The sequence below is a fragment of the Cupriavidus sp. GW823-FHT06D04 genome (assembly GCF_058795055.1).
Genome location: NZ_JBXAHL010000050.1, coordinates 1 through 22029 on the forward strand (window position 1 = coordinate 1; position 22029 = coordinate 22029).

Genomic DNA, 22029 nt, shown 5'->3' on the forward strand with positions numbered 1-22029 from the left:
TTGCTGAGCTCCGCACCGATCGTGCAAGTGACTTGCTCGACCTGGATCGAATTGCCCAGAGAGGTTGCGCGGACCACCGCGGGTGCCGCTTTGAGGCGCTGAATCATGAACACTGTCTCCTATTGTCGATTAGGCCAATCGATCCTTGCGAGTCTGGATGTGACGGGTTTCTCCCGCTTGACAGTACATGACTGGGATTTATCATTCCATGTCAATGTTCTACTCTGACCGCCAATGTCTTCACTAGTCCGCGCTGCGGCCCTCACCAACTACAGCGAGGTCGCTCGAACCGCCGGACTGGACCCGGTGCGGATGCTCCTTGACGCGGGGTTAAGTCCGAGCGTGCTGCGCGAGCCGGACCTCATGATTCCGGTGGAGCGTGTCGGACGATTGCTGCAGGCGTCAGCAACCCTGTCTGGCAACGAGAGTTTCGGACTGTGCATGGCCGAGTCGCGGCTGTTGTCGAATCTTGGGGCCGTAGGATTGCTGATCCGCGACCAGGCGACGCTGCGCGACTCGCTTCGCATGCTGATGCGCTATCAGGCGTTGCTCAACGGTGCGCTGTCGCTGGCGGTAGAGGAGTGCGGTGAACTGGTCATTATTCGCGAGGCGGTCATCGCTGGCAGTGCACATCAGCCCACGCGCCAAAGGGTTGAACTGGCACTGGGGGTAATGGTGCGGCTGATACGCCAGCTTCTCAAGCCCGACTGGGAGCCGCGGCGTGTATGCTTTGAGCACCCGGCGCCGCGGGACCTTAGTACGCACCACCGGTTTTTTGGCCCTTGCGTCGAGTTCGACTATGAATTCAACTGCATCATCTGCGCGAAGGCCGATCTCGACGCACGCAACCCGTCTGCCGATCCGGCCATGGCGCGCTACGCGCAGCAGCTGATAGACGCGTCTGTCATCTCGCAGCAGGCGACCATGCTTGAGGACGTGCGGCGCATTGTCCTGCTGCTGTTGCCCAGCGGACGTTGCAGCATCGAGCAGGTGGCGGACCACCTGGGCGTGGTGTGCCGCACGGTCCAGCGCCGGCTGGCGGAGGAGGGGCAGAGCTTCTCGTCGATCGTCAACGACATCCGCACGGAACTCGCCGCGCGTCATGTCGTCGAAAGCGATCGCCCGTTGACCGAGGTGGCGACGCTACTCGGTTTTTCCGCGCCGAGCGGATTCTCGCGCTGGTATCACGCGCAATTTGGTTGCAGCCCCAAGGAGAGCCGGGCCACACGCGGCACAGTGCGCCGAAAGACGACTGCTTAGCCTGCACCGACCGAAATGCCACGCCCGGCCATCCGCCCGATACGCCACGTAAGGTAAGATCTTGGACGCTGCGAGCGGTGCAGCGCCGATCGAGGGCAACACCCGACCGGTTCCCCAATAATCGGAAGGATTTACCCCTCATGGGCAGACTCAAGACTACCAACACGCCAGAACTGCAGTTGCTGCTTGCGCCGCAAACACCGCAGAATCCGGTCACGCTGGCGGTCGAGCAGGCGCTTATGCATGGACGCGATTGGTCGGCATCCGTTGCTGACCAGATTGCGGTGCGGCTGGCGGGACTGATTACGATCGACGTGATCCACGCAGGCCAACGCCTGCTTGAGAAAGACATCAGCGAGGTCCTGGAGGTCAGCCGTGCTCCAGTGCGCGAGGCCTTGCGCATCCTGGAGCGGGAGCGGCTGATCGAGTTCCGCGCTCGGCGCGGCGCCATTGTCACCGAGCCCAATGCCCAGGATCTGCGGGATATCTACGTCGTGCGGGACGCACTGTTTGCCATTCTGCTCAGGCAGCTGATGGAAGAGCGCGCGGACGCGCTTGATGCGTTATTCGAGCAATTCATGCCGCGGCTCGGCAAGGCCGTCGAGGAATCCGTGGACGCCTATATCAGCGTGACCTTCCTGGCGAACATGGCCATGGCAGACCTGTCGAGCAACCGGCTGGTCGGGGAGCTGCTGAACTCCATCTCGCTGCGGGTCCTGCGCTATGTGCGGTTGGGGCTCGCCTCCCGTCCCGGGTCGCTGGAGAATTCCTTCAAGACCTGGCGTGCCCTGCAGCGCGCCGTAACCAGGCGGGATATCGATGCGGTCCTGGAGACCGCTCACAAGCGCATCGGAAACTCCCGCGAAGCCGCCATCCGTGCACTGGCATCCGGCGTCCAGAAAGGCAAGGCCGGCCCTGCCGGCCATGGCGCTGTGCCAGCAAGCGCTTTCTGAGTCCGCGCGGGCAGGACTGCCCGCTATGGCTCTCCGGTCAAGGGACCCGCGCCCGGCTGGCGAACGCATTCCATTCCCGGAAGACCGTATCCAGGCAGGACGCCGAATCGCAACGGTCCCGCTTCTTGCGGAACGCTGCAATGTCCGCCTCAGTGATTGCCCGCGCCTTGAGCAGGCGCTGCTGGTCGGCGTAGATGCGCTGGTAGCCCATGGAAAACAGCGCGGATTCGCAGATCAGTCGTTGCGCCTGCGTGGCGCTGGCAGGCGTGGCCGACGGATCGCAGTCGATGTCGGTGGCATGCGCGGTGCTCAGGAACATGAGGCCTGCGGATGCCAGGGTGTGGAGGGCGATGCGGACAATGCAGGTCATGACGGGGTGGGGGAGAGGGCTGACGCTCGACGCAAAGGCGCCGTGTCAGGCGAATAGTAGCGCGCCCCGGGTGCGGGCCGACAGGTTCTCATTGCGTGCCGGCCCGCGTCGCATTGCTCAGCGGAACCTGCCTGGCTTGCTACATCCGGAACACCACCCCCAGCCAGAAGCTCCGCGGCGCGCCCGGTGCCACGAACAGCGCGCTGGCGGCATCCCCCGGTGCCACGTGCGGGCGCACCAGGCTGCCGCCGGGGAACACATCATTCGCGATCTGGCCATAGGTCTCGTAGCGCCGGTCAAAGACATTGGCCACGCGCGCATAGATCTCAAACCGCTTGTTCACCTTGTACGCCGCGCGCAGGTTGAGGGTGGCGTAGCCGGGCACATGCCAGTCAGCGGTCTTCGGCGGCACGCCCGGTTGCGGGTCGCTGCGCAGGCCGTCTTCGTTGCCGCTGGAGACGGTGCTTGACACCGCCACCAGGTCGGCGCCGAGCGTCAGGCCGGCCAGTGCCTGCCAGTCGAGGCCCAGCTTGAGCGTATGGCGGGGCAGGCCAGCCATGCGCATGCCGGGCCGGATGTCGATGGTGCGCTCGCCGGCGGCAAGCTGGCCGGCGGCCTGGTAGGTGGCCTGGAGATAGCTGTAGGCAAGCCGCAGCGTGACATCGCCCACGCGCTGGCGGGCGGTGAGGTCCAGGCCCTGGTTGCGGGTGCGGTCGAAGTTGGCGAAATAGCCGAGCTGGGTGTTCGGCGCGCGCAGGAAGAGGATGTCGTCGTGATTGTCGACGCGGTAGAGCGACGCGGTGACTTCGGTGTCCTTGCCGCGGTGCCAGCGCACGCCTGCTTCATAGGAGTGGGAGACCACCTGCTTCAGGTAGGGGTCGGCCTGCAGGCCGGCCGGCAGGCGGCAGGGCCGCGTCGGGTCGGCGCAGCCGAGTTCGAGGACGGTGGGGACGCGGTTGTTCTGGGCGTAGCCGCCGAACACGGTGACGCCGCCGCCCAGCTTCTGCGAGAGCCCCAGCGCCGGGTTGAGGCGGCGGTAGGTAAAGCTCTCGCGCGGCTGTTCGCTGCCGTCGCTGTTGCGCAGGGTGTTGCTTACCGCGACGTGGTTCCACCTGGCCGAAGCGGTCAGGAAGGTGCTGGGGGTCAGCGACCAGGTGTCGGACAGGTACAGGCCGAGCATGCGCGAGCTGCCGCCGACGCCGGAGAACAGGGCGTTGGGGGCGTCCGGGTCGGCCACCGCGCCGCGGTCGTCGGTGAAGGTGCCGGGCTGGGCGTACTGCGAGTAGGTCAGGCGGCTGCGGTCCAGGGTCAGGCCGGCGTTGAGCAGGTGGTGGTCGGTCTCCCTGGCCATGCTCAGCGCCATGCCGACGGTCTGCTGCCACATATGGGTGGTGTTGATCACGGCGGGATGCAGCGCGGCGCCTTCGGCCCGGGTCATGCCGCAGGCGTCGCCGCGCGGGCTGCCGTCGGGCGCAAAGCCGTCCTCGCAGTCTTCGGCATAGGCCTCGTAGGCGGGGTTGACATCGCCGTTGGTGGTGTCGCGGCGGCTGGTGCGCACATAGGCCAGCGCCGCGGCGCTGGTCTTGTCGTCGAACCAGTGGCGGCCGTTGACGGCGAGCTGGGTCAACTGGTTGCGGGTCTGGTCGGGGTAGGTGTACACGGCGCGGCGGTTGGCCTGGTAGATGTCTGGCAGCGTGCCGTTGCCGCTGGCGCGGAAGCTGGGCACCAGCCCGTTGCCGGTCAGCGTGCTGCGGCCGTGCAGCACGGACACGTCCCAGCTGTCAGTGTCGCCCGCATAGCCAGCCTTGGCGAAGACGTTGCCAAGCCGGCCGCCCGACTGGTCGCGCCAGCCATATTCCTGGAACAGGGTGCCGGCTGCGAATGCGTGCCAGCCGCCGTCGCTGCGCACGCCGCCGGACAGGTCGGCGCGCTTGCGGGCGCCGCTGCCGTAGGACAGGTCGGCCGTGAAGCCGGGCGAGTCCAGCCCGGAACGGGTGGTCATGGCCAGCGCGCCGCCCAGGGTATTGAGGCCGTAGGCCGGGTTGGCACTGGATACCAGCGACACGCTCGCCAGCGCGGCTTCCGGGATCATGTCCCAACTGACCACGTCGCCGAAGGGCTCGTTGACGCGGATGCCGTCCAGGTAGACCGACAGGCCCTGCGGCACGCCCGGAATGGACGAGGCACGGAAGCCGCGGTAGGTGATGTCGGTCTGGAACGGGCTGCCCTGGATGTCGTTGACGTTGACGCCGGCCAGGTTGCGGGACAGATACTCGGCCAGGTTGCCGGCGCGCGACCGGTCCAGGTCATCGCCGCGCACGGTCTGCACGGTGTAGGGCACCAGGTCGCTGTCCACGCCGATGCCCGGCAGCGGCGCGGCGGCCACCACCAGGACTTCCGGCAGCATGGCGCTGTCCTGGTTTGGGACAGGGGTGTCCTGCTGCGCAACAGCGGGCCGCTGGGCCATCAGGGCGACCGCCACGGCAATCGCGGTGGCGGCGCCGCGGCTGGCCCTGCCGCGGCAAGCCACGGTGTCGCGCGGCGCCTGCCCTGGCGGTGCGGGGCGGGGGTTGGCTGGCATGTTCCGTCTCCTCCGGATAAGCGGTGCGATACCTGCATTGGGTAGCGCTTGCCCGGAGCTGAGCAGGTTTCATACCGTGCATCGGGAGTTCGGGACTTGCGCGGCGAGAGGCCCGAGGGACGCGCTGGCCGAATCCGCCTTGCGCCGGTGCCTGTCACAAAACAGGACAGCCGCGGGCACAAGCAGCGGGCCGGTGCTCCACCATGGGACAGTCGTGCGCGGCGCACCGCACAAGGCACGGCCTGGCCGCAGCGTCCGGGAGTGCGTCCGGCGCGGCCAGGCAACGCCTGGCATGGAGCGCGGCCCCATGCTGCGCTGCACATGGTATCGGCCTTGCTCTGTTCACCCGCATCAACACTCTGCCTGGTGCCCAGCCATGTTCCGCCGCCTCGGTCGCTGCCTTGCCTGCCTGATGTTGCCGTGCCTCGGCCTGGTCCATGCGGGCGCCGCGCTGGCCGAGGGCGCGCACGGGTATCCGTCGCGGCCGATCACGCTGGTGGTGCCATGGCCAGCGGGCGGCGCCACCGATATCTCCATGCGCATCCTGGCGGAGCTGGCCGGGCGTGAGCTGGGGCAGCCGATCGTGGTGGAGAACCGGCCGGGCGCCGGCGGCACGCTGGTGGGTGGCTTGCTTGCCGCGGCGCGGCCGGACGGCTACACCATCGGCCAGCTGCCGCTGACGGTGTATCGCTTCCCGCATCAGCAGAAGACCGCCTGGCAGCCGCTGCGCGACATCCAGCCGGTGCTGATGATCTCGGGCTACACCTTCGGCATCGTGGTGCCCACAGACAGCCCGTTGCGCTCGCTGCGCGACCTGATTGCCTGGGGCCGCGCGCATCCGGGCGAGCTGACCGTGGGTTCCACCGGCATCGGCACCACCGCCCATCTGGCGATGGAGGACGTGCTCGGGCGCAGCGGCGTGCGCTATATCCACGTGCCGTATCACGGCACCGCTGACCAGATGCTGGCGGTGGCCAACGGTTCGCTGATGGCGGGGGTCAATTCCACCGGCTTCGCGCCCTACGTTGAGATCGGCAAGCTGCGCCTGCTGGCCGTGTTCAGCGCGCAGCGCTCACCGCGCTGGCCTGAGGTGCCGACGGTAAGCGAGCTGGGCTTTGCCGATGCGGTCCATAACTCGCCCTACGGCATCGGCGTGCCGCGCGGCACCGATCCGGCAATCGTCGGCCGCCTGCATGACGCGTTCCGCGCCGCGATGCAGCAGCCGCGCCACCTTGCGGAACTGGCCAGGTACGACCAGGAACTGACTTACCTGAATACCGCGCAATACGATGCCTTCCTGCGCCATGCGTGGGAGACCGAGCGGACCTTTGCCGGGCGCGTGGGCACCGCGCGGCCCGGGGGGCAGCTGTGATGGCCATGCAGGCACCACCGGCGCTGTGCTGCGACGCCGTGCGCAAGGCGTTCGGCAGCCGCGCGGCCCTGGACGGGGTCTCGCTCAGCGTGCGGCGCGGCGAGTTCGTGGCACTGCTCGGGCCCAACGGGGCGGGCAAGACCACGCTGTTCCAGATCCTCAGCGGCCTGTTCGTGGCCGATGCGGGGCAGGTCACGGTCATGGGCAGCGACATGCGGCGCGATCCGGTGCGTGCGCTGGCACGGCTGGGCATCGTGTTCCAGCAGCCGGCCATCGACCTGGACCTGCCGGTGCTGGCCAACCTGCGCTTTCACGCGGACCTGCACGGGCTGCCGCGCCGAGTGGCGGCGCAGCGCATCGCCCGGCTGCTCGATGACTTCGGGCTGGCGGCGCGTGCGCGCGCACCGGTGCGCGAGCTTTCTGGCGGCAACCGGCGCAAGGTGGAACTGGCGCGCGCGCTGCTGCATGAACCGGCCATGCTGCTGCTGGACGAGCCGACGGTGGGGCTGGACCCGGCCTCGCGCGCGCAGCTGGTGGCCGATGCCCGGCGGCTGACGGCGCGGGCGCAGGCCGGCGTGCTGTGGGCCACCCACCTGGTGCAGGAGGTGGAGCACGCCGACCGCGTGATCGTGCTGGACCGCGGCACCGTGCGTTTCGACGGCACCCCGGCCGCACTGCGCGGCGCTGCGGCGTGCGACACCCTGGAGGGCGCCTTCCTGGCCATGACGCCGCTGGCCCCTGTCACTGACCCGGCTGCGAGGCGCGTACCCGCATGAACAAGATGCCATCCCCCGTCTGGTTTGCCTTTACCTTGCTGCTGGTTACGACGCTGCTGGTTGCCGCCGGCCTGGCCGAAGGCGCGCAGGGCGGCGCCGCGCCCCCCGTCGGCCAGGCTACCAACCAGGTCTTCGTCTCGAGCGAGAAGGACGATGCCCTCGCCGTCTTCGATGCCCGCAGCCGGCAACTGGTCGCGGTATGGCGGCAGTGCAAGCGCCCGCGCCACCTGCAGCTGTCGCCCGACCGCACGCGCCTGTACGTGGCCTGCAGCGACGACAACCGGGTGGATGTGGTCGATGTGGCCAGCCGCAAGACCGTGGCATCGCTGCCGGTGGGGGACGATCCGGAGTTGTTCGATCTCAGCCAGGACGGCCGCACGCTCTATGTCTCGAATGAAGAGGACGGGCTGCTGTCGGCCTACGACACGGCTTCGGGCAAGCGCGTGTTCGCGCTTAGGGTGGGTGAGGAGCCGGAGGGCGTCAGGGTCAGCGCCGACGGCAGGCATGTGTACGTGACCTCGGAGGTGGCCAACCTGGTCCATGTCATCGACGTGGCCTCGCGCAAGGTGATCCGCAATATCCAGGTCGGCAACCGGCCGCGGCGGCTGCTGCTGGTGCGCGGCGGCAAGGAGCTGTGGGTGTCCAACGAGCTCTCGGCCAGCGTCAGCGTGATCCGCACCGATACCTTCGAGGTGGCCCAGACCATCGCCTTCGCGCCCCGGGGCTTTCGCGCCGAGGACGTGACCCCGGTGGGCATGGCGGCCAGCGGCGACGGCACGCGCGCCTATATCGGGCTGGGCCGCGCCAACCATGTCGCGGTGGTCGAGGTGGCGTCGCGCCGGGTGCAGGACTATGTGCTGGTCGGCCGCCGCGCATGGGGGCTGGCGCTGAGCCGCGACAACGCGCGGCTTTATGTCGCCAACGGCCTGTCCGACGATGTCAGCGTGGTGGACACCGCCAGCCGCAAGGCGGTGGCCACGCTCAAGGCGGGCCGGGTGCCGCATTCGGTGGCGATCGATGACTGAGCGCTCGCGTGCGTGGTGGCAGTGGTGGCGTGCCGGGTTGGGCGCCATGGCGTTGGCGTGGCTGCCTGCCGCGGTGCACGCTGCCGAGGTGCGCGTGGCGGTCGTGTCGCAGGCCGACGACGCGCGCTATGCGCCCCGGCGCCTGGCGCAGCGCTATCCCGGCCAGCCGCAGGGCCGTGCGCTCGACGGCGCCCAGGTGGCGGCCGCGGAAGCGCGCGTGGCGCTCGAGGCCGCGGGCCAGTCGCTCAGGCTGGAAGTCCAGGAAGCCCGCACCGGCGCCGAGGTGGCCCCGCTGGTCGCTGCGCTGGCGCGGCAGGGCACGCGCTATATCCTGCTGGACCTGCCGTCGGCGTCGGTCAGGGCGGCCGCGGGCGCGGTCAGGCCGGGCGAGGCCTTGTTGTTCAACGTGTCCGCCGATGACGACGCGTTGCGCGGCGCCGGCTGCGCGCCGGTGCTGCTGCACACGCTGCCCAGCCTGCGCATGCGCGCGGATGCGCTGATGCAGTACCTGGTGTTGCGCAGATGGCGCCGCGCCCTGCTGCTGAGCGGCCCGTCCGCGGCCGATGCGGCGCAGCGCGATGCGCTGGTGATGTCGGCGCGGCGCTTTGGCATTGCCTGGTCGGGGCAGCGCACCTTCAGGCTGTCCAACGACCCGCGTGAGCGCGACCAGGCCAACCTCGGCCTGCTGACCGGCGGCGTGGACTATGACGTGGTGGTGGTGGCCGATGCCGACGGCGAGTTCGCCCGCGGCGTGCCCTACGCCACGCTGCTGCCGCGCCCGGTAGTGGGCGCCAGCGGGCTGGGCGCGCAGGCGTGGCACTGGGCCTGGGAGCGCAATGGCGGGCCGCAGCTCAACCGGCGCTTCATGCGGGCGGCGGGCCGTCCGATGACCGGCTACGACTGGGCTGCATGGGTGGCGGTCAAGGCCATCGCCGAGAGCGTGGCGCGCCTGCCCAGGGCCGGGTTTGCCGGACAGGCGCAGGCGCTTGCCGCCGGGCAGGTGGTGGTGGACGGCTTCAAGGGGCCGCCACTGTCGTTCCGCCGCTGGGACCGCCAGCTGCGCCAGCCGGTGTTGCTGGCTCACCCTGACGGCGTGGTCGGCATGGCCCCGGTGGAAGGCGTGCTGCATCCGAAGAACAACCTCGACACCCTGGGCGCCGATGAAGCCGACACGGCGTGCCGGACCCCATCCGCGTAGCGCACCCATGGCCTCCATCCTGATCCATCGCTGGCGCGCGCTGCGCGCGGTTTGCGGGCGCGAGCTGCGCAAGTACCTGCGCCAGCCCGGGCGCCTGCTGTCGTCGCTGGTGCGCCCGCTGCTGTGGCTGCTCGTGTTTGCCGCGGGCTTCCAGAACGCGCTGGGCGTCGCCATTGCGCCGCCCTATGACACCTACATCGAATACAAGATCTACGTGGCGCCCGGACTGCTGGGCATGATCGCGCTGTTCAACGGCATGCAGTCGTCGCTGGCCATGGTGTACGACCGCGAGATGGGCGTGATGCGGCTGCTGCTGACCGCGCCGCTGCCGCGGGGCTGGCTGCTGGGTTGCAAGCTGGCGGCGGGCACGGTGCTGTCGCTGCTGCAGATGGCCGCGTTCCTGCTGGTGGCGATGGCCTTCGGCATCCGCTTCGAGTCCCTGCACCTGCTGGCGGCGACGGGCGCCATGGCGCTGGCCGCGCTGATGCTGGGCGCGCTGGGCCTGCTGCTGTCGGTCCATGTGCGCCAGCTCGAGAACTTTGCCGGCACCATGAACTTCGTGATCTTCCCGATGTTCTTCATCAGCTCGGCGCTGTATCCGCTGTGGAAGCTGCAGGAGTCGGGCGCGGAGCTGGTGTACCAGCTGGCCCGCTTCAATCCCTTCACCCACGCGGTCGAGGCGATCCGCTTTGCGCTGTACGGGCAGGTGGCACCGCTGAGCCTGGCGGTGGTGGCGGGCAGCGCGGTGGTGTTCTTCGCGCTGGCGCTGCAGGGCTACGACCCGCAGCGCGGCATGGCGCGCCGGGGGCAGCAGGCATGAGGCGCCGGACGCGGGGCATGGTCCTGCTGATGGCGGCCGCACTGGGCATGGCCAGTCCGGCGGTACCGGCTGCCGGGGCAGCGGACGCCGTCATCGCGCACAGCGATCCGCTGCAGTCGCCGCAATGGGCCTGGATCCAGAAGGAGCTGCTGCAGACTGGCCCGGTGGTGTTCGACAGCCGCGTCAGGGTGACCGGGCCGGCGTTTGCGGAAGACCCCATGCGCGTGCCGATCGCCTTCGATGCCTCGGCGCTGGGCGAAGTGGATCGCATCGTGGTGGCGGTGGACCGCAACCCGATCCGCGAGGTGCTGGCGTTCGAACCGCTGCGGGTGCGCCCGTCGCTGTCGTTCCGCTTCAAGCTGGAACAGGCATCGCCGGTGCGGGTGGCGGCGCGCACGCGCGATGGCACCTGGCATGTCGGCAGCGTGCTGGTCGATGCCGGCGGCGGGGGCTGCACGGTGCCCGGCGCCACGCGCCGCGACGGCAGCTGGAGCCGCACGCTCAACCGCGTGGACGCGCGCGTGTTCCCGGGCTTCGGCGGGGCCGCGGCACGCGTGCGGCTGCGCGTGATGCATCCGATGGATACCGGCCTGGCGGCAGGTATCCCGGCGTTCCATATCGAGACCCTGGTCCTGGCTGACGCGGCCCGGCAGCCGCTGCTGCGACTGACGCTGCATGAGCCGGTTGCCGAGAATCCGATCTTCTCCTTCGACCTGCGCGATGCCGTGCCGCCGGGCATGACGGTGGCCGGCCACGACAACAACGGCAACCGCATCGCGGCGCGGGTGTCCCCATGAAGCGACGATTGCTACTGTGGTTGCTGCTATGCCTGGCGGGCCAGCCCGTGCCGCCGGCACTCGCCCAGCAGGCCGCGCTGCAGCCTCCTGACTACCGCCTGGCCCCGCGCGAGATCGCCGCGGGCGTGTGGCTGCTGGAAGGCGCCAATGCCGACTTCGCGCCCGGCAACGGCTGCAACATCATCAATACGGCGTTTATCGACACCGGCGACGGCGTGGTGGTCATCAACACCGGCCCGTCGCGGCTGTATGGCGAGCAGCAGCGCAAGGCGATTGCATCGGTCACGGCCGCCCCGGTGCGGCTGGTGCTGAACCTGAACCTGCATCCAGACTATTTCTTCGGCAACCAGGCCTATGCCGATGTGCGCGGCAGCGCCCTGGCCGGCACCATCGACGGGGCGCGGCGCGAGGGCGCCGCTTATGCCGACAACCTCTACCGCCTGTGCGGCGACTGGATGCGCGGCACCGAGTCCGTGCCGGCTGCCCACGCGCTGGCGCCGGGCCGCCGCACGATCGGGCGCCATACGCTGGAGCTCGTGCGCCTGGACGGCCATACCGGCGACGACCTGGTGGTGCTGGACCACAGCGCGGGCGTGGTCTTTGCCGGCGGACTGGTGTTCCGGCAACGCATTCCGACCACGCCGCACGCGGATATCGGCCGCTGGCAGGCCAGCCTGGACCGGCTGCAGGCGCTGCTGGCCGACAGCGGGGCGCGCGTGCTGGTCCCCAGCCACGGGCCAGTGCCTGCGGCCGGCGGCGGCGCAGAGGCCATCGCGCAGACGCGCGGTTACCTGCAATGGCTGGATACGCGCCTGCGCGAGGCCGCGGCGCAGGGGCGGGACCTGGCCGAGGTCATGGCGATGCCGGTGCCGCAGCCCTACGCGCACTGGGCCGCGATGCCCGCGGAGTACCTGCGCAACGTCGGCCATCTCTACCCGGCGCGCGAGGAAGCCGCGCTTGGGCACTGACGCCGGCCAGCCGTGGCGGGCTGTTCAATTCTGGAGCAGCTGCAACGCAGTGTTGCGCGCTGGCACGGCCGCCATCACGCAGCGGGGCCGCAACCGGCGTGCTGGTGGGGGGATGCGACTGGCATGGGAATTGCCAAAGGCATGTCTGGTGTGTGGCGCAGTGGCGCACCAGGGAAACCCAAAACAAGAGAGGAGATGGCAATGAGGACGTTACGAGTAGTGATGGCGGTTGCGGCTGCCGCGGCCAGTCTGGCCGCGCAGGCGGCAGTGACCGATGCCATGATCGAGAACGACGCAAAGAGCCCCGGCGATGTGTTGTCGTGGGGCATGGGCCCGCAAGGCCAGCGCTATTCCACGCTGTCGCGCATCAATACGAAGAACGTCGGGCAGCTGGTGCCGGCGTGGTCGTTCTCGTTTGGCGGCGAGAAGCAGCGCGGGCAGGAATCGCAGCCGCTGATCCATGACGGCAAGATGTTCGTGACGGCCTCGTATTCGCGCATCTATGCGCTGGACCTGAAGACCGGGCGTAAGCTCTGGAAGTATGAGCACCGGCTGCCCGAAGGCATCATGCCGTGCTGCGACGTGGTGAACCGCGGTGCGGCACTCTACGACAACCTGGTGATCTTTGGCACGCTCGATGCGCAGCTGGTGGCGCTGGACCAGAAGACCGGCAAGGTGGTGTGGAAGGAGAAGCTGGAAGACTACGCTGCCGGCTATTCGTACACGGCGGCGCCCATGATCGTCAAGGGCATGGTGCTGACCGGCATCTCGGGCGGCGAGTTCGGCGTGGTGGGCCGGGTCGAGGCGCGCGATGCCAAAACCGGGCAGCTGGTGTGGTCGCGGCCGGTGGTGGAAGGCCATATGGGCTACAAGTACGACAAGGACGGCAACAAGACCGAGAACGGCGTGACCGGCACCGCCAACGCAAGCTGGCCGGGCGAGACCTGGAAGACCGGCGGCGCCGCCACCTGGCTGGGCGGCACCTATGATCCGGCCACCGGGCTGGTGTACTTCGGCACCGGCAATCCGGGCCCGTGGAACAGCCATATCCGCAAGGGCGACAACCTCTACTCGGCCTCGACGGTGGCGCTGGATCCCGCCACCGGCAAGATCGTCTGGCACTACCAGAACACCCCGAACGACGGCTGGGATTTCGATGGCGTCAATGAGTTCGTGACCTTCGACCTGGACGGCAAGCGCATGGGCGGCAAGGCCGACCGCAATGGCTTCTTCTACGTCAACGACGCGGCCAGCGGCAAGCTGGTCAACGCCTTCCCCTTCGTCAAGAAGATCACCTGGGCCACCGGCATCGACCTGAAGAGCGGTCGCCCCAACTACATCGCCGAAGGCCGTCCCGGCGACCCCGCCGCCGGCAGCGACGAGAAGAAGGGCAAGTCCGTGTTTGCCGCGCCGGGCTTCCTTGGCGGCAAGAACCAGCAGCCGATGGCTTACAGCCCGCAGACCGGCCTGTTCTACGTGCCCGCCAACGAGTGGGGCATGGATATCTGGAACGAGCCCATCAGCTACAAGAAGGGTGCTGCCTTCCTGGGCGCGGGCTTCACCATCCGTCCGCTGAACGAGGACTATATCGGCACGTTGCGGGCCATCAACCCCAAGAGCGGCAAGATCATGTGGGAGGTCAAGAACAGCGCGCCGCTGTGGGGCGGGGTGATGACCACCGCCGGCGGGCTGGTGTTCTGGGGCACGCCGGAAGGCTACCTGAAGGCGGCCGACGCCAGGACCGGCAAGGAGCTGTGGCAGTTCCAGACCGGCAGCGGCGTCGTGGCGCCCCCGGTCACTTGGGAAGAGAACGGCGAGCAGTACGTGGCGGTGGTGTCCGGCTGGGGCGGTGCGGTGCCGCTGTGGGGCGGCGAGGTGGCCAAGCGCGTGAACTTCCTGGAGCAGGGCGGCTCGGTGTGGGTGTTCAAGCTGCACAAGAGCTGAGCCGGCGGGAGGTGACACGGTCCGGCGCACGCGCGCATCGCATCATGGGTGCGCGGCGTGCGCCGGGCGCGGTTGCAACAGGACGAAACGGGTCGAAATGGGACGAAGAGGGACGAAGAGGGACACAGGTATGAAGAAGGAATGGATGGCGCTGGCGGTGGTTTCGGCGCTGCTGCCGGGCGCGGCACTGGCCGGCACGGCCGCCGACATGCAGGCCCTGGCCGACAAGAGCGGCTGCTTTTCCTGCCATGGCATGCAGTCAAAGCTGGTGGGGCCGGGGTTTGCCGAGGTGGCCGCCAAGTACAAGGGCGACAGCCAGGCGGCGGAGCGGCTGGCAAAGAAGATCCGCGAAGGCGGCAAGGGCGTGTGGGGGCGGATTCCGATGCCGCCGCATGGCAGCCTTGGCGAGGATGACGCGAAGAAGCTGGCGGAGTGGGTGTTGAGTGCCAGCTGAGGCCGGCGACTGTCTTGACGATGCCGGCTTGCCGGCAAGGTACCCCGGCTGGCGCCTGCCATGCCGGGGTCTTTTCTTTCTTACCGCTGGCCGCTGCTCAGCCGCAGCGAGTTGCCATCGCTGCGAAATACCATCGCTTGTTCGCGCGCCTGCGCCACGGCCAGCCGGCCCTGCAGCACGATCTCGCTGACCTTGTCGTGCGCGCCGGAGCGCTCGCACACCGGGTCTGTCGCGGCGGCGTCGCCGGTGACAAGGAACGCCTGGCAGCGGCAGCCGCCGTAGTCCTGCTCGCGCTGGTCGCACGAACGGCAGGGTTCCTGCATCCACTGCGTGCCGCGGAAACGGCGGAAAGCATCGCTTTCGGTCCAGATCTCGCGCAGCCCCTGCGTGGTGACATTGGGCAGCGCCAGGCCGGGCAGCATGCGCGCCGCGTGGCAGGGCAGCGCGGTGCCGTCGGGCGCCACGCCAAGGAAGGTGGTACCCCAGCCGTTCATGCACTTCTTGGGCCGAGCCTCGAAGTAGTCAGGCACGACGAACAGGATCTGGCATTGCCTGCCGATGCGCGCGCGGTACTGCCGGACCACGGCCTCGGCCTCGCGCAGCTGCTCATAGGTGGGCAGCAGCGCCAGCCGGTTCTCCCAGGCCCAGCCGTAGTACTGCGTGTTGGCCAGTTCCAGGTATTCGGCGCCCATCTGCAGGGCCATCTCGATGATGGTGCCGACATGCGGCAGGTTATGCCGGTGCAGCACGCAGTTCATCACCATCGGGTAGCCGTGCGCCTTGATCATGCGCGCCACGCGCTGCTTCAGGTCAAACGTGCGGGTGCTGGACAGGAAGTCGTTGAGCTCGCGGGTGGAGTCCTGGAACGACAGCTGGATATGGTCCAGGCCGGCTTCGCGCAGGGCGGCAAGGCGGGCGTCGGTCAGGCCCACGCCGGAGGTGATGAGGTTGGTGTAGAAGCCCAGGCCATGCGCATGCCTGACCAGTATCTCCAGGTCCTTGCGCAGCAGCGGCTCGCCGCCGGACAGCCCGAGCTGCACCGCGCCCAGCGCCCGCGCCTGGCTGAACACATCGCACCATTGCGCGGTGCTCAGCTCGGCCGTATGCCGGGCATAGTCCACCGGGTTGGAGCAGAAGGCGCAATGCAGCGGGCAGCGGTAGGTCAGCTCGGCCAGCAGCCACAGCGGCGGGCCGGGCGGGACCTCAGACCAGCCAGCCGCGTTCGATGGCATGTTTGACAAAGGCATGTACCTCCGGGGCGATGCCCTGCACGCCAAACGCGGCCTGCAGGTCGTCGATCAGCATGTCCAGCGTGTGGCTGCCGTCGCAGCGCTGCAGGATCGCGGCGGCGCTGTCGTTGAGGGTGACCATGCCTTCCGGGTACAGCAGCACCCAGCTTTGCTGGGACGCTTCCCATTGCAGGCGAAAGGTCCGGTGCAGGGTCGGTCTGGCGAGGTCTTGCGTGCTGGCTGTCATGGGTTGGCTTGCTGGATGGCGTCGAGCATCGACCAGAGCACGTCGAGCTTGAACTGCAGGATGTCGAGGGCGCGCTGCTGTTGCGCCGCGCTGCGGAAGTGGCCCAGCGTCACGCGCAGGCCATGGTCCACGTCGCGCTGCGCGAGCGGAATGCGAGAGCGGAAGTAGTCCAGCCCGGCGGCCTCGATCCACGGGTAATGCGTGGGCCAGCCGGCCAGGCGTTCCTTGTGGATTGCGGGCGCGAACATCTCCGTCAGCGACGAGCACACGGCTTCCTGCCACGGCGCGCGGCGCGCAAAGTTGACGTAGGCATCGACGGCAAAGCGCACCCCGGGCAGCACGTGCCGGTGGCTCAGCAGCGCTTCGCGCTCCAGGCCCACCGCCTGGCCCAGGCGCAGCCAGGCCTCGATGCCGCCGGGTTGGGTGTCGGTGCCGTCGTGGTCAAGGATGCGCACCACCCACTCGCGGCGGGTGTCGCGCTCGGGGCAGTTGGACAGGATGGCGGCGTCCTTCAGCGGGATGTTGTCCTGGTAGTAGAAGCGGTTGGCCACCCATGCGCGGATCTGCGCTGGCGAACACTGGCCCGCCGCCATGCGCTGGTTGAAGGGATGGTGGATGTGGTAGCCGCTTTCCATGGCGCGCAGGCGGGCCTCGAACTCGGCCTCGGTCCAGGCGATGAGGGAGTTGGAGGGAATGGCAGATGTCATAGTGCGATTTCCATGCCGTCGTACGCCACCTCAATGCCGTGCCGCGCCAGCTCTGCGCGCTCGGGCGAGTCTTCCACCAGCACCGGGTTGGTATTGTTGATATGGATAAGGATCTTGCGGCTGGCGGGCAGCCGCCCCAGGACCTCGATCATGCCGCCGGGTCCGGACAGGGCCAGGTGGCCCATGTCGGCGGCGCTCTTGCCGGAGAAGCCCGGCGCCTGCATCTCGTCGTCGCGCCAGAAGGTGCCGTCGATCAGCACGATGTCGGCGCTGTGCAGCTCCGCAAAGACGTGGTCGTCGATGCGGCCCAGGCCGGGCGCGTAGAAGGCGCGACGGCCGCTGCGGCGGTCTTCGATGCGCAGGCCGATGTTGTCGCCCGCGCGCGGCGCGTGGCGGTTGGGCGAGTAGGGCGGGGCCTTGCTCTCCAGCGGTATCGCCGTCAGTGTCATGCCGTCCAGCGGCGGGACTGAAAACGCGGTGCCGTCGCAGGGCAGGGCGTGCGTCTGCAGGCCGCAGTAGTGCGACAGGATGCGCGTCAGCGGGAAGGCCGCGCCCAGGTCGTCGAGGACGGCGGCCGTGGCATAGACCGGCAGCGCCTGGCGGTGTTCGCGCAGCATCAGCAGGCCGGTGATGTGGTCGATCTGCGCATCCATCAGCACGACCGCGGCGATGGCGGTGTCGCGCGGCGCGCGCGCGGGCTGCAGCGCGGGCGCCTGGCGCAGCTGCTGCAGGATATCGGGCGAGGCATTGACCAGGATGGCATCAGGCCCGTCGCCCGTCAGCGCGATCGAGGATTGCGTGCGCGGCGTGGCGCGCAACGTGCCGCGGCGCACGCCGTCGCAGTTGTGGCAGTTGCAGTTCCACTGCGGAAAGCCGCCGCCGGCGGCCGACCCCAGTACCCGGATGCTTGTCATGGCGTGAGCGCTTGGTGTTGGGTCATGGCTTCACGGAGCAGGCGCCAGCCCTGGCGCCTGCCTGCGTTGGTTGTGCTTGCGGTCCGCGGCTTGCCTGTCGGCGCACCGCCGGTCGCAGGCGCCGCGGCACGTTCAGCGGTTGGCGATGTACATCGTGATTTCAAAGCCAAGCCGCAGCTCGGTGTAGGCGGGGGTGGTCCAGCGCATGTCTCTCTCCTTGGGTGGCATGGTTAGTGAATATCGTCTTGCCGCGGCGCCTGGCTGCCGCCCGACTGCCGCATTCCCTCAAGGCAACATCCATGCCCGACGCATCCACGATATCCGCCGGCTTTTCCAGCACGGCCACCACCTTCTACCTGCGTACGCCCGACGCCCAGCGCGTGCATGTGCGGCTGGCCGGCACCGCGGACGGCGAGCCGTGGCTGGTGCTGCATGGCGGGCCGGGCAGCGGCTGCTCTGCCGCCATGGCGCAATGGTTCGACCCGCGGCGGCACCGCGTGGTGATGCCGGATCAGCGCGGCGCCGGCCGCTCCAGGCCGGCTGGCTGCCTGCGCCGCAATACCGTGGGCGCGCTGCTGGCCGACCTGGAGCAGCTGCGCCGCGCGCTGGGCATCGAGCGCTGGGGCGTGGTGGGCGGATCATGGGGGGCGGCACTTGCCCTGGCGTACGCGGCGCAATGCCCGCACGCCGTGGCGGCGGTGGTCCTGCGCGGCACCTTCCTGACTGGCCGCGACGATGTGCTCGCGCTGTTTTCGCCGCGCCATGGGGGCAGCCGCATGCTGCATTGCGTCAAGGCACGGGGCGAGCGCTTGCCCGATGCGCGCGCGCGGCTGCTCACTGTGTCACGGCTGTTGCAAAGTGGTACGCCTGTTCAAAAACGGGACACTGCCGCGGCGTGGCAGGCGAGCGAACAGGCGTTGCTGGGTCTTTCCCCTGCGTCGCCTACGCGCCGGCAGCCGCGGCGTGAGCGCATGGCCGCGGTGAACAAATACCGCATCCAGGCGCACTACCTGCGCAACCGGGCCGGACTGGGCAAGCCGGCCTTGCTCAGGGCGGCGCGGGTCATCGGCGCGCATGGCCTGCCGGTGACGCTGCTGCATGGCCGCGCCGACAAGGTCTGCCGTCCTGCCAACGCGCTGCGCCTGCAGGCCGCCATGCCGGGCGCAAGGCTGGCCTGGGTGGACGGCGGACACCTGGCGGCCGGGCTCATGCGCGACGCGCTGGTGGCCGCGATCCGCGCCGCTGGCTGGCAGCGGTGATGCCCACGACGCGGCGCGGCTTTCTTGGCGCCACGCTTGCGCTGGCCATGAACGGCTGGCGGCCGGCGGCCGCTGCCGGCACGCGGGTCACGCTGGAGCGGCTGCAGCCAGGCGTGTACGTGGCCCGCGCCGGCAATGCCGAAGTGACGCGCGCCAACGCCGCCGAAGTGGTGCCGACCCTGGTCCATCTGAGCGGTGCGGGCGTGCTGGTGGTGGACCCCGGGCCGCAGGCGACGTGGGGCGGTGCGCTGCTCGGCGCCATCCGGGCGCTGACGTCGCAGCCCGTGCGTTGGGTGGTCAATACGCACGCCCACCCGGAGAACGTGCTGGCCAATGCCGCGTTCGCACGGCTGCGGCCCCGGCCCGTGTTCCTGGCCTCCGCCGCCACGGCTGCGCTGATGCGGCAACGCTGCGCGGCCTGCCTGGCCCGCATGGCCACGCTGCTCGGGAACGGTGCCATGCGCGGCGCCGCGATCGTGCTGCCGGAGCCCGCGCTGCAGCCCGATGGCTGGCTGCACACCGGCGCTACCGCCTGGCAGGTGCAGGTTTACGCGAACGCGCACAGTGCCTCGGATACGGTGCTCTACGCGCCGCGGCTGCAGCTGCTGTGTGCGGGCGGCCTGGCTTACCGCGAGCGCGTGCCGGAGATGCAGGAGGCCTCCCTGCAGGGGTGGCGCCGTGCGCTGCGGCGGCTGCAGGAGCTGCCGGCGCGCACGGTGGTGGGCACCGCGCCGGGCACGCCCGCCCAGACGCTGGCGCCGACGCTGGCCTACCTGGATGCGCTGGCGGACGGAATCGGCGCCGCGCTGGCCGCGGGCAGCGATGCCTCACGCGCCAGCGACGCCGTGGCGGCGCAACCGTTCCGGCATTGGCGCCATTTCCAGTCGCGCCACCCGCTGAACGTGCAGCGCGCCTGGCGCGAGCTGGAAGACCAGTGGATGCAGGGCGAACCGCTGGCCTGAGCGCGCGGCTGCCCTGGTGCGTGGCCGGGATCAGCCGGCCTGGTGGGGCAGCCCGCGGGCCTCTTCCATTTTCCGGTAGACCGTATTGCGCGAGATCCCCAGCGCCTTGGCCGCCGCAGAGATATTCCCGTTGTGCGCCTTGACCGTGGCGACAATGGCCATGGCCTCGACATCGGCCAGCCGCGTGGGCTGCGCGCCCGGCAGCATATGGGCCGCGGGCACCGCCGCATGCCCCTGGCGCTCGCGCAGGTCATCGAGGAAGTCGTCGGGCAGGTGGTCTTCGGTGATCTCGGCTTCGCCTTCAGCCATCAGCCGCGCGGTGCGCAGCAGGTTGCACAGCTGGCGGATATTGCCCGGCCAGTGGTAGCGGCGGAACATCTCCATCACCGACTCGCGGATGCGGGGCGGCTCGCCGGGTTGCACACCCGCCTGCTCCTGGCGCAGCAGCCTGGCGGCCACCGCGTCGAGGTCGCCGCGCTCGCGCAGGGCCGGCAGCCGCACCACCAGCCCGTTGAGGCGGTAGTAGAGGTCTTCGCGGAACTGGCCGTTGGCGACCAGATCACGCAGGTTGCGGTTGGTGGCGCACACCACCGAGACGTCGACATGGATGACCTTGCTGCTGCCCAGCGGCGACACCGCGCGTTCCTGCAGCGCGCGCAGCAGCCGTCCTTGCAGATGCAGCGGCATGTCGCCGATCTCGTCCAGGAACAGCGTGCCGCCGTTGGCCAGCAGCATCTTGCCGATGCCGCCCTTCTTGCGGGCGCCGGTGAAGGCGCCTTCTTCATAGCCGAACAGCTCGGACTCGATCAGGTTTTCCGGGATGGAGGCGCAGTTCACGGCAATGAACGGCCCGGCATGGCGCGGGCTGTCGGCGTGGATGGCGCGCGCCATCAGTTCCTTGCCGGTGCCGGTCTCGCCCAGCACCATCACCGGAATATCCTTGCCGATGACCTTGCGCAGCTTGCCGATGACCGCGCGGATCTGCGCGTCGCCCGTGTCCAGGTCGTCCAGCCCGGGCGAGCGGGCCGGGCCTGCGGCCAGGCTGCGCGGTGCGGCGGCCGTGCCGGGCGGGGCTGCGTGGCCGGCATCGGTGTTGCCTGGCAGCGATGCGGCGGGTGACTTCCATTCGACCCGGGCGCTGACCTTGACGCCGCTGGGCAGGTGCAGCTGGACGATGCCCGCATGGGCCGCGCGCACCGCGTCGAACAGCTGCGACATCGACAGCCCGAACAGCGAGGAAAAGGTGTGCGCATGCAGGGCGCCATTGGACAGGCCAAGCTGGAACTGCCCGCTGCGGTTGGCTGACAGGAAACGCCCGCCGGGCGTGAAGGAGACAATGCCCTCCACCAGCGTGCCCAGGAACTCCGCGCGCGAATGGAAGCGGATGCACACCATGTCGCGGAAGGCGTTGCCGAACAGCTGGTTCTCGATCATCTGCGCCGACATCCGCACCAGCGCCATGGTGTGCTTGTGGAAACCGCGCTGGTCGCCGGTCACATCCAGCGCCCCCACGGTCTTGCCGTAAGGGTCGAGGATGGTCATGCACGAGCAGGTCAGGAACTGGTTGGCCTCCAGGAAGTGGTCGGCGCCGTGTACCAGCGTGGCCCGGTTCTCGGCCAGGGCCGTGCCGATGGCGTTGGTGCCGCGGCGCGCTTCCGACCACTCCGCGCCCGGGCGCAGCGCGACCTGGTTGGCCCGGGCCAGAAAGTCGTCATCGCCCATCGAGTGCAGGATCAGGCCATCGGCGTCGGTCAGGATGACCATGCTCTGCGTATTCACGATCTGGTCGTAGAGCGTTTCCATCACCGGCAGCGCATAGGCGAACAGTGACTGGCTACGCTCGATCCGCGTTTTCAGCTCGCTCTGCAGCACCGGGCAGAAGTCGGGCGATTCATAGGGACGCAGGCCATAGGACTCGGAACGCTGGTGGGCCTGGGCAATCAGTTCGTCGCGCTCGGGCTGCCTCGTGTCACCCGGGGCGCCCGCCGCGGGGCGGGCCGGTTCCGGCTGGAAGGTCATTTCTCTGTCTCCTGTGGAAAGTCCGCCCGCGATCTTTGCGCGGGTCGCTGTCGGCGCCTTCGCCAGGCGCATGGTCGACAGTGTTGCGTCATGAAGCAAAACACTTGCCAGGGTGTGGCAATCCGGGACACCCGTGCCGCGATGCTGCGTTGCACAGAGCGATGGCGGCGCGGC

The 22029-nt window shown here is 69.2% G+C and carries 21 protein-coding genes; 13 read left to right on the forward strand and 8 right to left on the reverse strand.

The features are described from left to right. Window positions 1-234: 234 nt before the first annotated feature. The gene (locus AC1Q7H_RS35440; RefSeq protein WP_153953961.1) at window positions 235-1260 is read left to right on the forward strand and encodes an AraC family transcriptional regulator; all 1026 of its coding nucleotides are present in this window, start codon (window positions 235-237) and stop codon (window positions 1258-1260) included. 140 nt (window positions 1261-1400) lie between these two features. Then, window positions 1401-2213, forward strand: coding sequence for a GntR family transcriptional regulator (locus AC1Q7H_RS35445; RefSeq protein WP_153953960.1), 813 nt, complete (start codon window positions 1401-1403; stop codon window positions 2211-2213). 37 nt (window positions 2214-2250) lie between these two features. Here the strand turns inward: AC1Q7H_RS35445 and AC1Q7H_RS35450 are convergent, their stop codons facing one another. Then, a complete protein-coding gene (locus tag AC1Q7H_RS35450; protein ID WP_249221271.1) occupies window positions 2251-2532 on the reverse strand; it encodes a hypothetical protein in 282 nt (93 codons plus the stop codon). A gap of 190 nt (window positions 2533-2722) precedes the next feature. Then, complete coding sequence (locus tag AC1Q7H_RS35455; RefSeq protein ID WP_211981163.1) at window positions 2723-5164, reverse strand: TonB-dependent receptor; 2442 nt, start codon at window positions 5162-5164, stop codon at window positions 2723-2725. A 376-nt stretch (window positions 5165-5540) separates the two neighbouring features. Between AC1Q7H_RS35455 and AC1Q7H_RS35460 the strand changes: the two genes are divergently transcribed. The 9 genes from AC1Q7H_RS35460 to AC1Q7H_RS35500 all read left to right on the forward strand — a co-directional run bounded on the left by AC1Q7H_RS35460 (window position 5541) and on the right by AC1Q7H_RS35500 (window position 14518). Then, the gene (locus tag AC1Q7H_RS35460) at window positions 5541-6536 is read left to right on the forward strand and encodes a tripartite tricarboxylate transporter substrate binding protein (protein WP_211981165.1); all 996 of its coding nucleotides are present in this window, start codon (window positions 5541-5543) and stop codon (window positions 6534-6536) included. Next, on the forward strand, window positions 6536-7312 hold the full coding sequence (locus tag AC1Q7H_RS35465; protein ID WP_211981167.1) for an ABC transporter ATP-binding protein: 777 nt from the start codon (window positions 6536-6538) through the stop codon (window positions 7310-7312). The genes AC1Q7H_RS35460 and AC1Q7H_RS35465 overlap by 1 nt, the downstream gene beginning before the upstream one ends. Next, window positions 7309-8337, forward strand: coding sequence for a PQQ-dependent catabolism-associated beta-propeller protein (locus AC1Q7H_RS35470; protein ID WP_013952679.1), 1029 nt, complete (start codon window positions 7309-7311; stop codon window positions 8335-8337). Before AC1Q7H_RS35465 ends, AC1Q7H_RS35470 begins: the two co-directional genes overlap by 4 nt. After that, window positions 8330-9535 carry a type 1 periplasmic-binding domain-containing protein gene (locus AC1Q7H_RS35475; RefSeq protein ID WP_492382287.1) on the forward strand — a complete coding sequence of 402 codons (1206 nt, stop codon included), beginning with the start codon at window positions 8330-8332 and terminating at the stop codon, window positions 9533-9535. Before AC1Q7H_RS35470 ends, AC1Q7H_RS35475 begins: the two co-directional genes overlap by 8 nt. A 7-nt stretch (window positions 9536-9542) precedes the next feature. Further along, the gene (locus tag AC1Q7H_RS35480; RefSeq protein WP_013952681.1) at window positions 9543-10355 is read left to right on the forward strand and encodes an ABC transporter permease; all 813 of its coding nucleotides are present in this window, start codon (window positions 9543-9545) and stop codon (window positions 10353-10355) included. A gap of 17 nt (window positions 10356-10372) precedes the next feature. Continuing rightward, window positions 10373-11152 carry a quinoprotein dehydrogenase-associated SoxYZ-like carrier gene (locus AC1Q7H_RS35485; RefSeq protein WP_228772386.1) on the forward strand — a complete coding sequence of 260 codons (780 nt, stop codon included), beginning with the start codon at window positions 10373-10375 and terminating at the stop codon, window positions 11150-11152. Further along, window positions 11149-12120 (forward strand): quinoprotein relay system zinc metallohydrolase 1, encoded by a 972-nt coding sequence (locus AC1Q7H_RS35490; protein ID WP_153953954.1) that lies wholly within the window; start codon window positions 11149-11151, stop codon window positions 12118-12120. Before AC1Q7H_RS35485 ends, AC1Q7H_RS35490 begins: the two co-directional genes overlap by 4 nt. 201 nt (window positions 12121-12321) lie before the next feature. After that, a complete protein-coding gene (locus tag AC1Q7H_RS35495; RefSeq protein ID WP_153953953.1) occupies window positions 12322-14064 on the forward strand; it encodes a PQQ-dependent methanol/ethanol family dehydrogenase in 1743 nt (580 codons plus the stop codon). A 130-nt stretch (window positions 14065-14194) separates the two neighbouring features. Then, window positions 14195-14518, forward strand: coding sequence for a c-type cytochrome (locus AC1Q7H_RS35500; RefSeq protein ID WP_013952685.1), 324 nt, complete (start codon window positions 14195-14197; stop codon window positions 14516-14518). Window positions 14519-14598: 80 nt separating this feature from the next. On the opposite strand, the gene pqqE is transcribed toward AC1Q7H_RS35500, so the two are convergent. From pqqE to pqqA, 5 genes are all read right to left on the reverse strand, one after another. Next, window positions 14599-15750: a pyrroloquinoline quinone biosynthesis protein PqqE gene (gene pqqE, locus AC1Q7H_RS35505; RefSeq protein WP_211982163.1), complete on the reverse strand. Its 1152-nt coding sequence runs from the start codon at window positions 15748-15750 to the stop codon at window positions 14599-14601. Beyond that, window positions 15722-15994: a pyrroloquinoline quinone biosynthesis peptide chaperone PqqD gene (gene pqqD / locus AC1Q7H_RS35510; RefSeq protein ID WP_010809775.1), complete on the reverse strand. Its 273-nt coding sequence runs from the start codon at window positions 15992-15994 to the stop codon at window positions 15722-15724. The genes pqqE and pqqD overlap by 29 nt, the downstream gene beginning before the upstream one ends. Then, entirely contained in the window at window positions 15991-16701 is a 711-nt protein-coding gene (gene pqqC / locus AC1Q7H_RS35515) for a pyrroloquinoline-quinone synthase PqqC (RefSeq protein ID WP_013952688.1), read from the reverse strand. Before pqqC ends, pqqD begins: the two co-directional genes overlap by 4 nt. Then, a complete protein-coding gene (gene pqqB, locus AC1Q7H_RS35520; protein ID WP_013952689.1) occupies window positions 16698-17615 on the reverse strand; it encodes a pyrroloquinoline quinone biosynthesis protein PqqB in 918 nt (305 codons plus the stop codon). The genes pqqC and pqqB overlap by 4 nt, the downstream gene beginning before the upstream one ends. A 132-nt stretch (window positions 17616-17747) precedes the next feature. Then, window positions 17748-17822, reverse strand: a complete 75-nt coding sequence (gene pqqA / locus AC1Q7H_RS35525; RefSeq protein ID WP_010809778.1) for a pyrroloquinoline quinone precursor peptide PqqA — start codon at window positions 17820-17822, stop codon at window positions 17748-17750. Between the two features lie 92 nt (window positions 17823-17914). On the opposite strand from pqqA, the gene AC1Q7H_RS35530 reads away from it, so the two are divergent. Both AC1Q7H_RS35530 and AC1Q7H_RS35535 read left to right on the forward strand, forming a co-directional pair. Further along, entirely contained in the window at window positions 17915-18874 is a 960-nt protein-coding gene (locus AC1Q7H_RS35530; RefSeq protein WP_211981169.1) for an alpha/beta fold hydrolase, read from the forward strand. After that, the gene (locus AC1Q7H_RS35535; RefSeq protein WP_211981171.1) at window positions 18874-19836 is read left to right on the forward strand and encodes an MBL fold metallo-hydrolase; all 963 of its coding nucleotides are present in this window, start codon (window positions 18874-18876) and stop codon (window positions 19834-19836) included. Before AC1Q7H_RS35530 ends, AC1Q7H_RS35535 begins: the two co-directional genes overlap by 1 nt. A gap of 30 nt (window positions 19837-19866) precedes the next feature. Here AC1Q7H_RS35535 and AC1Q7H_RS35540 read toward each other — a convergent pair whose 3' ends face one another. After that, a complete protein-coding gene (locus tag AC1Q7H_RS35540; RefSeq protein ID WP_013952692.1) occupies window positions 19867-21855 on the reverse strand; it encodes a sigma-54-dependent Fis family transcriptional regulator in 1989 nt (662 codons plus the stop codon). Window positions 21856-22029 lie beyond the last annotated feature (174 nt).